General features: G+C 29.6%; 8 protein-coding genes. 2 read left to right on the plus strand and 6 right to left on the minus strand.

All coding sequences use genetic code 11. The features are described from left to right. Positions 1-17: 17 nt before the first annotated feature. The 5 genes from L992_RS09515 to L992_RS09535 form a co-directional block, all read right to left on the minus strand. A complete protein-coding gene (locus tag L992_RS09515; RefSeq protein ID WP_047395854.1) occupies positions 18-2,333 on the minus strand; it encodes a diguanylate cyclase in 2,316 nt (771 codons plus the stop codon). 238 nt (positions 2,334-2,571) lie between these two features. Then, entirely contained in the window at positions 2,572-3,981 is a 1,410-nt protein-coding gene (locus L992_RS09520) for a hypothetical protein (protein ID WP_047395857.1), read from the minus strand. An 18-nt stretch (positions 3,982-3,999) separates the two neighbouring features. Continuing rightward, the gene (locus L992_RS09525) at positions 4,000-4,968 is read right to left on the minus strand and encodes a type I phosphomannose isomerase catalytic subunit (RefSeq protein WP_047395860.1); all 969 of its coding nucleotides are present in this window, start codon (positions 4,966-4,968) and stop codon (positions 4,000-4,002) included. Between the two features lie 138 nt (positions 4,969-5,106). Beyond that, positions 5,107-6,972 carry a bifunctional UDP-sugar hydrolase/5'-nucleotidase gene (locus tag L992_RS09530; protein ID WP_231549779.1) on the minus strand — a complete coding sequence of 622 codons (1,866 nt, stop codon included), beginning with the start codon at positions 6,970-6,972 and terminating at the stop codon, positions 5,107-5,109. Continuing rightward, the gene (locus tag L992_RS09535; protein ID WP_047395863.1) at positions 6,972-8,099 is read right to left on the minus strand and encodes a YibE/F family protein; all 1,128 of its coding nucleotides are present in this window, start codon (positions 8,097-8,099) and stop codon (positions 6,972-6,974) included. Before L992_RS09535 ends, L992_RS09530 begins: the two co-directional genes overlap by 1 nt. Before the next feature lie 148 nt (positions 8,100-8,247). Here L992_RS09535 and L992_RS13545 point away from each other — a divergent pair, with 148 nt between their 5' ends. Further along, positions 8,248-8,397 carry a hypothetical protein gene (locus tag L992_RS13545; protein WP_156110674.1) on the plus strand — a complete coding sequence of 50 codons (150 nt, stop codon included), beginning with the start codon at positions 8,248-8,250 and terminating at the stop codon, positions 8,395-8,397. Between the two features lie 112 nt (positions 8,398-8,509). Further along, complete coding sequence (locus tag L992_RS09540) at positions 8,510-9,070, plus strand: HutD family protein (RefSeq protein ID WP_047395864.1); 561 nt, start codon at positions 8,510-8,512, stop codon at positions 9,068-9,070. A 30-nt stretch (positions 9,071-9,100) separates the two neighbouring features. Here the strand turns inward: L992_RS09540 and L992_RS09545 are convergent, their stop codons facing one another. Beyond that, complete coding sequence (locus L992_RS09545) at positions 9,101-9,433, minus strand: hypothetical protein (RefSeq protein WP_047395866.1); 333 nt, start codon at positions 9,431-9,433, stop codon at positions 9,101-9,103. Positions 9,434-9,482 lie beyond the last annotated feature (49 nt).

Consider the following 9,482-nt stretch of genomic DNA (forward strand, 5'->3'; position numbering starts at 1 on the left):
AAAATTAAAAGGACACTTTAACGGTGTCCTTTTTTACTTTTAATATTTAAATCTTTCATAATAAAATCAATCTTTAAGAGTTTCAGTTGAAATAAATTATCAAATACCTCATTTAAAGCAATTTCATTTTTACTTTCTAAAAGATTTAAATTGATTTTGATTCGAATTATATTACAACGGTCTAATATCTCTTCAATTTTTTCCCATATATTTTTAACCGACAATGTCTTTAAGTGCATATCAACAACTACACGCACATCCCTATTCCGCTTATAAACCTCTATTCCTTTTAAAACCAATTCTAAAATTTCTAACTCTATTTTTTCTAACATCTCTAACTCTTCAGCTACTAAAATAAAAGTTTTATATTCTACTTCACCTAATATCTGTGTTTCTAATATCACCTCAGGAATAATACTCACAATATCTTCATCTAGATATCTGTTTTTAATTCTTTTTAGTTTCAATGTGTAGCTATTTTTCTGCATAAGTTTTTTTAAAATCATCGATTCCTTATCTTTAAAAAAGTTAGATTCCTCCACTAAGAAAAATGTGTGTCCCTTTTCTTTTTTAGCTCTATACATTGCAACATCTGCATACATAAAGGCTTCTTTCATAGAATCCTTTTCTCTTTTCTGATAAATTCCAATACTAGACCCTACTTCGCACCTTTTCAAAAGATCACTTCTTTTCAAACATCTTATCAACTCATCTATTATGATTATATAGTTATTCTTCTCTATAAAACAGTAAAACTCATCTCCAGATATTCTAAACAGATTCTGCTCTCCAAACTCACTTCTAAAAACTTTCTTTATTATTTGAGAGTACTCTTTTAAAACCTCATCACCCACATGGTGTCCAAACTTATCGTTTGCAGCTTTAAAATTATCTAAATCAATAAGTATTGCAACCCCTTTTTCATATTTTTCATTTTTACAAAACTTATCAAATGTATTTCTTCCAAACAATCCTGTTAAAGCATCAAAAGTTACTTGTTTTTCTATTTTAATGCTTCGACTCCAATTAAAAAGTAAGGTTATAAACATGAAAAATAAAAGAGTGACACCACTTTTCAATAAAAACAGATGATTTTTAGTTTCTAAATTTTTTGTTATTAAAATCTCATTTCTATCTTTTTCAATCTTCTCATTTAACTCTTCAAAATCTATATAGTGTTCAAAAATTTTATCTAAAATTGATTTCTCTAAACTATATTTAGATTTTAAAACTAGATGAATCCCCATAACATTTACGATTCTTGCTCTAGTGTTTTTTTGACTTACCCTATTTATATCTAAAACTATCATACTTTTTAGTTTATTGTTAGCAAATGCTTTTAACATTTCATTCTGTGATGAAAAAAATATTAAATCTTGAGGTAAATAGATAGAGTTTACTCTCATCCCTTCAATTGATTTTTTTACAACCCCTATCTTATTTTCACTCACATTCAAAACATTCTCATTGTAGACTCTATATATTGGTATTTTAAAAAGTTCTCGAGTAAACGACAATTCACTTTTAGTTGAGCAATCTTTATCACTACAGATTCCCATCGAAATTATATCTGTATAATTTTTATCAAAAAGATTATATACCTCAGAGAACTCTCCTGTCCTTGTTTTTACCTCCTCTATTCTAAAGTCCAACTCTTTCTCTAATACATTTATTATTTCTGGTAAAATCCCCACATAACCTTTTTTGTATGTAGAATAATAAGCTAATGTATTCGCTTCTATATAGGCAATTTTAAATTCTTTTGTATTAATTTTTTTAAAATATTCCAACTCTTCTTCTGTTAAACTTTTTAAAAAAATATTTTTTCTTAACTCTCTATTTTTTTTTATCAAAAACTCATCAATTCTTTTTTGATATCCATACCGAAGAGCATTATTTATTACATCTAACGAACTACTATCCGAAACTCTTACTCCGAAACTTAAAGGAGCTGTTCCACTTCGATCTAGTTTTTTATATTTACTCTCCACTACTTCATCTGTATAAATTATCCCCTCTTCGTTTCCAAATCTTTTTGGTATCAATGCTGCTATAGATACACTCTTATTTTTTAAAAGATGCTTTATCTCTTCCTCACTTCCAATTTGATACTCTACATCTAAATCCAAGTAGTTTTCTAAAAAATCTTTAATATAAACTATCAAACTCTCATTCTGAAATTCCTCTTTTAAAAATTGATTTTCAACTAATCCGACCTTTACTTTTTCTCTTTTTAATTTTATATAATTCAATTTATCTTGAGATGTTTTTGGTATATACTCAAAAGAAAATATTTTTATATGAATCAATAACAAAAGTAATAAAACTTTCACTCTACTCCCCCCTTAAAACTTCAGCTGAAATTTCCTACCAAAGTTTATCACAAGTTATACAAATTTTCAAAAAATAAAAAAAGAACTCCGGGGGGGTGGAGTTCTTCTGGAATTTACTTTCTCAAATATATATTAGGGGGAATATATTAGAGAAAAGGATTTGTATAACTAGAATACCATTTTTAATGTTAACTGTATATATACTTTTTTTTTATTTTTTTACATCAAAAAAAACATATTATAAAAGTCCCGCTTTTTTAAACCTTTTATCTAAAACAAATTCTATAAAACATCTTTGAATTTCTCGTACACTAAGTGCATTCACTTTTCTTAAATTCTTTATCGAATAGCTTTCTGTATCTGAAATTATTAAATCAAACTCTTTAATTTCATCTTCAGTATTAAATCTAAACTCTAAAAAAGATTGATAATAAAATTCAATATCTGGATACAGTTCTTTCATACATGCTACTACTCTCTCGTTGTATTCTTCATCCAAATTTCTAGATACACTCAGAATCTTAAACCCTTCTATATACTCCTCTTCCATAAAAAATCTAGATATAGCACCAGCTAACCTCAATATGTCTGAATACATCATCTCAAGATTAAGTTCATTCAGTATATTCTCGATAATCTCTCCTAGCTTTCGACACTTTACCGAATAAGGGTTCTTTCTAACCCAAAGAACCCCATACTTTTTATCTAAATAGCCTATCGCAAAATAACTTAAAATATAATTCTCCAATCTTTTTGTTTCATCGTTATTCATTCCAAATACCTCTTGAAGTCTATTTGAAAATCTACTAAAATGCTTCTCAATAGGATAATCTGAGGACATATAGTATTTACCTTTCAACAGAACACTTCCTATTGCATTTTTCAAGTTTTCAGATATATCTACTGAATTATTTAAGTTATTAAGTCTTTCCATTATCTCTTCAGTTTTTTCTTTTGTGTCTATATTTGGGCTATCATAACACAAAACACCTTTATGTTTTTCTATAAGAGCCATTGAGTATATTGCATAAAATGTAAATATTGACTTTCTTATTTTAAAGACATCTGTAATCTCCTTATAGATTTTAACAAAGCTTTTTTCATCAAGTATATTGATCTCTTCTAAAAGTTCTCTTCTCTTTTTAGAAAGAAAATCTCGCTCTGCAAACAATCTCATCAATTTATCACATAATATTTCAGTTATCCTTGTATTATTAGATTCTTTTAAGAAAATCCCCTTAGAGTTTCTCGATTCTATAAAAATTTTATTCGTTTCTAAAAGTTCTCTAACTCTCTTAAAATTTTTTATCGCCGTTGTTCTTGAAACCCCCATTTGCTGTCTTTCTTTTTCTAAATTAATATAACCTTTCAATAAAAATCTTATACAATAAATATCTATTCTTTCATCAGAAGTCAAAACATCTAATTTTGAAAAAAAATCTGCAAACCCATCATTTTTATTTTCTAAACTATAAATATTATTAATTTTTTTTACTACATTCATATCGTTTGCTTTTAAATATTCATTTAACGTCTGCATATTTCTTTCTATAGTGTTCGTATCCAAATTTATATATTTCCCAATCTCATCTATATGCATATCCCCGTGCAATAAAATCTTCAGCAGTGTTATTGCCGTTGTTGACATAAAATCCCCCCTTTGCTTCTAAATGTAACTTTTCATTACCTCAAGTTTTCCTTCTATTACTACTTCTTTATTTGCTGGAATAAAGTAAGTATCCCCTTTTTTGACATTATATTTTTTATCCTCTGCTACTAAGAATCCCTCTCCATCTAACATTGAATATATTTTAAAGTTTTTATACTTCTCATCTGTAAACTTTCCATCTACTAACAATCTATCAATTGAGAAATACTCTCCTCTTATTAACTCTTCTATCGTTGCATCTTGCTCTTTTATCTTTTCTCTTGATAATTCAGAGCTAACTTCAACCTCTTCTCCAAATTTTATAACATCCATAGCCTTGTCTAAATGTAACTCTCTTTTTACTCCATTTACTTCTCTATCAAAATCATATATTCTATATGTTGTATCTGAATTTTGTTGAATTTCACATATTAAAATAGAACCTTCTAATGTACCATGAACTACTCCTGGTTTAACGTCTATAAAATCACCTTTTTTTACACTAACTTCATTAAATAGGTTTGTAAAATCTTTTTTATCTACTTTTTCTTTATATATTTCTGGGGTAATCTCTGGTTTCAACCCTAAGATTAATTTAGCATCTTCGCTAGCTTCCATAACATACCAAACTTCACTTTTTCCAAACTCTTTTTCTACTCTTAAAGCATACTCATCACTTGGATGAACCTGTACTGATAACTTATCATTTATATCTAGATATTTTATTAAAAGAGGAAACTTTTCTCCATACTTATCTATTATTTCATTTCCTACAAGCTCTTTTCCAAATTTTTGGAATAACGTTTCTAAAGATTGCCCCTCTAACTCTCCATTTTCAACATAAGACATTCCTGAAGGATGGCAACTAACTTCCCAAGACTCTCCATACAACTCTTCAGTCGGTAAATCAAAGCCTAAAGTTTTTTCAAACCCTCTTCCACCCCATACTTTTTCAACTAAGTTTTTCTTAAATTTTAATAGATACATTTTGCCTCCCATAGTTTATATAAATACCGTTTTATTTAATACATAATTCTTACAATCCCTTTTATTGTAACTCTATTTATCATAAAAGTAAATAAAAAAAAGAGGAAAAACATCTCCTCTTTTTTACTTTTGTTTCTATTATAGACTATTAATGTTTACTGATTGAACATTAAGAGTTCTTCCATCTTCAGACATAGGAATTTTTATCTCTCCTGTTCTGATTTTTTCAATTATCTCCGCTCTTCCTGGAACGTTTTCATCAAATCCAACTATTGACCAGTTGTTATCAACTTTTGGAGTTAACTCTCCATTTAAATTCTCTTGAACATATCTAACAATTAAGTCTCTAATTCTTCCACCATCTTGTAACTCTTCATAAGAGTCATAATACTTGTCCTCAGTTGTCACAAGTCCTAAGTTTAAAAGAGTTCCAAATCTATAGTTGTTTACAGCTACCTTGTATACTTTAGCAGGATCGATCGCCTCTCCTTTTATTGTAGCGTCAACTATTCTCTCTCCAGCTGGTTTTGAAATATCAACTTTATAGTTTACTCCATCAAACATATCGTAGTTATATCCTCTAACTTTTGGATTGAACGATATAGTTACATCTCCTGGCTCTGTTGTATTGTAGTAATCCATTGACCACTCCATATACTTTAATAAGTTAGCTCCAGTCATATTTACACCCATAAGTGTGTTTGTATATTTGTAGATGAACGCAACATCTTTCTTTTTGAAATCTCCTGCATTTAAGTTTGAATCAAAGTTAAACACTGCTGCTGCAGATACATCTGACTTAGCATAGTGGTTTTGAACTTCATTGATTAACTCAATGATTGCATTATCTTCTAATTGAGATGTTGGCATAGTTGTAACTTTATCTTCACCTGTTATGTAATCAGTTTTTTCAATAAACTTAGCGTTTACTTTTCCTACTACTTTGTTTGCATCTGCTCTTGATTCATCATGAACATTTTTAAATTGATCTAACATAGCTGCATCAGCATCTACATCTTTAGTTTCAATGTTTTTAGCAACTATATTTTGTACTTGCCACTTTCCATCTTTCTTAGCTACTTTAATCTCTCCGTTTGAAACTCCCCATCCGTAAGCTCCTGGCTCAAGAACTGTCGTTCCATTTACATCTGTAACATATCTAGCATGCTCATGTCCTGCAAAGATTAAATCAAATTGAGGATAAGCTTCTGCTAAATCAAATACTCCAGTTTTTCCGTACTCATCTTTTCTTCCTAAGTGGAACGCTCCTACAAGTACATCATACTTTCCTTCTAGTTCATCTAAAGTTTCCTTTACAGCTGTCATAGGGTCTTCAAAAGTAAGTCCTTTGAAGTGCTCTGGTGCTGATGCTTCCCACATAGGAACGTGAGGTGGTATTCCTCCCATTAAAGCAACTCTTACTCCCTCTATCTCATAGATTTGGTAAGGTAATACAAACTTAGAACCATCATCTTCATTCTCTATATTTACAGAGATTACAGATCCTTTAAAGTTTTTAACATTTCTTAATAAGAAATCTTTTTCAAAGTTGAACTCGTGGTTTCCTAAAATCCAAGCATCATAGTTCATTGTGTTCATAGCTTCTACCATTGGATGTGTTTCTAAGTTATTGAATAACTCAGCACTGTTATCCTGAACAGTATCTCCAATATCCATTAATATTAAATTTGGATTTTGCTCTCTTAAAGATTTTACAATTGTATAAGTTTTAGCAAATCCTGCACTTTTATCCTCAGAGTCGATACCATACTCATATGGATAGATTCTTCCGTGAACGTCAGATGTCGCTGCAAACGATAGTATTACCTCTTCTGCTCCCGCCTCTCCTTTTGTTATAACTTTTTTCTCTAAGTTAAGCTTATTCTCAGAATACTCCTTAACCTCTGTGTTTGTTGCTGTTTTAGGTGCTTCTTCTTTTTTCCCGCAACCAACTAAAGCTAACGATAAAAGTGCTCCTAAAACAAAGAACTTAGTACTTCTCACTAATATTCCTCCCCTTTTCTTTTTATTAATAATATTGATACAACTGCTGTTACAGGTACAGTTGCTATTATTCCTATACTTCCTGCTAATGCGTTGACAATCTCTATAGCTATTGCTGGTATATTAATAAACTGTTGATATACCATTCCATAACCCCATATCATCATCATCAGTGGCAACGATCCACCCGCAAAAGCTAAAATTAAAGTGTTAATCATAGTCCCAACAATATCTTTTCCTATTTCCATTGCAGAGTGGAATAACTCCTTTGACGTTAGACTCTTTTTATGTTGATAGATTTCATTAACCGAAGATGAAATAGACATAGCCACGTCCATAACAGCCCCTAATGATGCTATCAGTATTGAAACAAACAGTAATCCCTCTATTTGCAATCTGAAATCTCTTGTTATATATAACAGCTGCTGCCCCTCTGATAAATTCAAGCCACTCAATCTCATAATTTTACCAAAACCAAAAGATATTAATCCTGCTATTGTAATTCCAGATATCGTCCCTATTATAGCAGAATATGTTTTCCTATCATAGCCCCCTATCAATAAAAAACTCACAACAATTATTATTGATGAAAGTAGTATTGACGTCGAAATAGGGTCAACTCCTTTAAATAAAAGCGGTAACAAAATATATATTATTACAGACCCTGTAAAAGCTAGTGCTAATAATGATTTCACACCTTTCATTCTACCTAATAGAATTACGGCTCCTATAAAAATAGCTCCTAAAACATATATCGATCTATCTCTTTTAAGATTATACAACCAAACCGTTGGTTTAGTTCCTTCCTCTTTCACAGTGAATATTGCCTTCAAGCCCTGATCAGCATACACATTATGTAGTGCACTTAAAGAGTTATAAACTACGAATTCCTGATTTTTGTACTTTCCTTCGAGTATTTTAACCTCTAGAGTTTGGCTTCCTCTAAATTTACCTTTTACAACTGGATCCTTCATCAAATCCTCTTTTATAACCTTTACAACCTCTCCCTGTACAAACTCTTGTGGGAATCTAGCTTTCCCTTTCAAGCCTTGACTCAATTTTGGTGAATAAACCGCCATCATAAAAATAGAGATTATAACTAACACTGGTAATAATATCTTCTTCATCTCAACCCTCTTGTTCTATTAAAAGTTATTTTGCTTAAAAATTATAACATTTTTTTAAAAAAAAATCTCTTTTTTGTTTGACTATTCGGTAAAATTTTTGTATTATTATAGTGTAATTAAAAACTTTTTTAGTGAGGTGTAAAATATAATGCCAGAGGAAAATATAAAAGAACTGCTAAAGGGTAAAACAATTGACGAATTACTAGATTTAATAATTTTAGGATTAGAAGCTACTGATATAAATAATAGTGTTATCCAGACTTTCAAAGATGGAAACACGCTGGTTGAAACAGCATAACTCTCTTTAATTTAGAGAGTTTTTTTATTTTTCTAAATTTACTCTTGATTATTCGGAGTTTATGAGCTATATAAAAGTAGTAAGATAACTTCAAGATATGGAGGAGAATACTATGGATTATAAAATTATTAGAAAAGAAAATCAAAAAGAATCTTCATGGGCTGGAGGAGTTTCAAAAGAACTTTATATTTTTCCTGATGGTTCAACTTTAAATAGCCCATTTAACTTTAGAGTTTCTACAGCTACAATTAATAAGGGAGCATACACTTTCACACATTTTAATAATTATAAAAGACTTCTTATTCTTTTAAAAGGACACATAAAATTAGAGATAGATAGCAATGAATATCTTTTAAATCCTATGTCTCATATATTCTTTTCAGGAGATAGTAACACTAAAAGTGTTGCAGAAGAAGATAGTGAAGATTTCAACCTTATCTTTAAGGAGGATGTAGAGCTTCTAACTTTTCATATTACTGATAAAAATCTTTCTGGTGAAATATTATCTAATAAAGCTATCAATATCTTTTATAATTTAGAAAATACTAAACATATATATATAAATAACAACGAGTATCTTTTAGAATCTGGTGATACTGCTATTGTTTGTGGAAATAATTTTAAGGTTGAAGGTGAAGGAAAAGGAATTGTTTTATCACTGAATATAAAATAAAAAAAACCCCACTTAAATGTGGGATTTTTTTTATATTTCTACTTTTACTTCAATTATTTTACTATTTTTATCTTTTAATTTATAATAACGCGATCCATCTTTTCCTTCTGTCATGTTATTTGAATTTTTTACTACGGCATTTTTCAAGTTGTTTCCTTTTATTTGTATAGTATCTCCACTCACCTTAGCAACTTCGACTACTTTAATCGGTTCAACAATCTCCGCTCTCACCTTTACAGGAATAGAAGCCTTATTATTTCCTTCTTTCGAATAGGCTTTCATACAAATTAAAGTGGCCAAAATAAACATAGTAATTGTGATTCTTTCTTCCAACTTACAAACTCCTCCTAATTTTTTTATCATAACATTATATCACCCTCTTCAAATATTTTCAAATTTTTGATAATTTTTT

The sequence above is a fragment of the Cetobacterium sp. ZOR0034 genome (assembly GCF_000799075.1).
Classification (GTDB): Bacteria; Fusobacteriota; Fusobacteriia; order Fusobacteriales; family Fusobacteriaceae; genus Cetobacterium_A.

Coding starts and splice junctions, on each gene's coding strand:
- L992_RS09520 (WP_047395857.1), bottom strand. CDS start 3,981: ATGTCAACAACGGCAATAACACTGCTGAAGATTTTATTGCACGGGGAT.
- L992_RS09525 (WP_047395860.1), bottom strand. CDS start 4,968: ATGTATCTATTAAAATTTAAGAAAAACTTAGTTGAAAAAGTATGGGGT.
- L992_RS09535 (WP_047395863.1), bottom strand. CDS start 8,099: ATGAAGAAGATATTATTACCAGTGTTAGTTATAATCTCTATTTTTATG.
- L992_RS13545 (WP_156110674.1), top strand. CDS start 8,248: ATGCCAGAGGAAAATATAAAAGAACTGCTAAAGGGTAAAACAATTGAC.
- L992_RS09540 (WP_047395864.1), top strand. CDS start 8,510: ATGGATTATAAAATTATTAGAAAAGAAAATCAAAAAGAATCTTCATGG.
- L992_RS09545 (WP_047395866.1), bottom strand. CDS start 9,433: ATGATAAAAAAATTAGGAGGAGTTTGTAAGTTGGAAGAAAGAATCACA.